The sequence below is a fragment of the Methylosinus sp. R-45379 genome (assembly GCF_001644125.1).
Lineage (GTDB): Bacteria > Pseudomonadota > Alphaproteobacteria > Rhizobiales > Beijerinckiaceae > Methylosinus.
In genome coordinates, this window is sequence record NZ_LUUM01000316.1 from 1 (window position 1) to 1,601 (window position 1,601).

Sequence of the window (1,601 nt, forward strand, 5' to 3'; positions counted from 1 at the left end):
GAGCAGATCTGGGCGGCGCGCACGGCTTTTTCCGTCAGCATGCGCCGGATCTGGTAAGGTTCCTTCGACCACGACTTTTCCAGCGCCGCCCAGATCTGCTCCTGGCGAGCATGGTCTGACGAGACGGTGAAGGCCATCAACTGTTCCAGAGACATTCCGTCTTCTGCATAGATGTCGAGGAGCTTCTCCGACACGGTGGTCAGCCGCAGGCGCTGCTTCACGACATTGACGCCGATGAAAAAGGCGGCCGCGATGTCCTCCTCGGATTTGCCCTTGGATCGCATCGCCTGAAAGGCGCGGAACTGATCGAGCGGATGCAGCGGCGCACGCTGGATGTTCTCGGCGAGCGAGTCGTCTTCCGCGAGGATGTCGCACGCGGGATCCCGGACGACGCAGGGGACGGGCGCCGTCTTGGCGAGCCGCTTCTGTTTGACCAGAAGCTCGAGCGCCCGATAGCGGCGACCACCAGCAGGAATCTCGAACATGCCGGTCTCGGCGCCGTCGGCGTCGAGCACGGGACGCACGTTCAGACTCTGAAGCAGGGTGCGCCGCGCGATGTCCTCGGCGAGTTCCTCGATCGAGACGCCGGCCTTCACGCGCCGGACATTCGCCTGGGAGAGGACGAGCTTGTTGAAAGGAATGTCGCGCGAGGACGACAGTGTGATCTTCTGAGCAGCAGTGGCCATTGGGATAAACTCCGTGACGGGCGGCCGAAAGCCTCTCTCTCGGCTCGCAACCCGTCACGAAGCGCGGCGCCGCCCTCTGACTCTGAGGACGACGCCGCGGGAACGAGGATCAGCAGATGCGGAATGCACGAAGCCGGAGATACGGATTTCCGCGTCTCCGGCTTTCCGGCATTCAGGCTGCGCGATCCAGGAGCTTCTTGGCGCGCGCCTCCAGATCGAGACGCGCGTCCTGATGTGTCTTGTTCCGTGCGACGGCGGTGATACCCTGCACGAAATCGAAGATGCTTTCGGGTCTCCGGCCTTCTTCGGCCAACACGGTCTCGATGATCTTCGCCGTCTCCTTCTTGGAAAAGCCGCGCCGTCGCAGGAACTCGTCACGGTCGTCGTCGGTGCGGGCGACGATCTTTTCCCGCGCCGCCTTGATGCCGTTCACGAATGGCATGGGCGAGGAATCGGCGAATCGGGTCAGCGCCGGGGCGGCTTCATGCGCAAAGCGCGAAGCGGCGTATTTCGAGTGTCGGATAGTGATTTCCTCGAAATCTTCGACGCCCCATAGATTCCTATTTTGACATACCGCGCGGAGATAGAAGCTCGCCATGCCCAGCGTCTTGGCGCCGACCTCGGAATTCCAGCAGTAAAAGCCTCGGAAGTAAAGATCGGGCGATCCATCCGGCAGCCGACCGGCCTCGATCGGATTGAGATCATCGACAAGGAAGAGAAAAACGTCGCGGTCCGAGGCGTAGAGGGTCGTGGTGTCTTGGGTGATATCGACGCGCGGTTGGTAGACGCCTGTCGACCAGTCGAGCACGCCCGGCACCTTCCAGCGCGTATCGCCTGTGCCGTTTCCCGCGATGCGCCGCACGGCCTCGACGAGTTCATAGTCGTAGATGCGGCCGTTATCCAGACACTGCGTAC

Annotated in this window: 1 protein-coding gene and 1 pseudogene; both read right to left on the reverse strand. The window is 62.1% G+C overall.

All coding sequences use genetic code 11. The features are described 5' to 3' along the window. On the reverse strand, window positions 1-686 hold a 686-nt coding region (locus tag A1351_RS23335; protein WP_198162471.1), incomplete at its 3' end, for a ParB/RepB/Spo0J family partition protein. A 172-nt stretch (window positions 687-858) separates the two neighbouring features. Then, window positions 859-1,601: pseudogene (locus A1351_RS23340) on the reverse strand (DUF932 domain-containing protein); the annotation flags it as partial.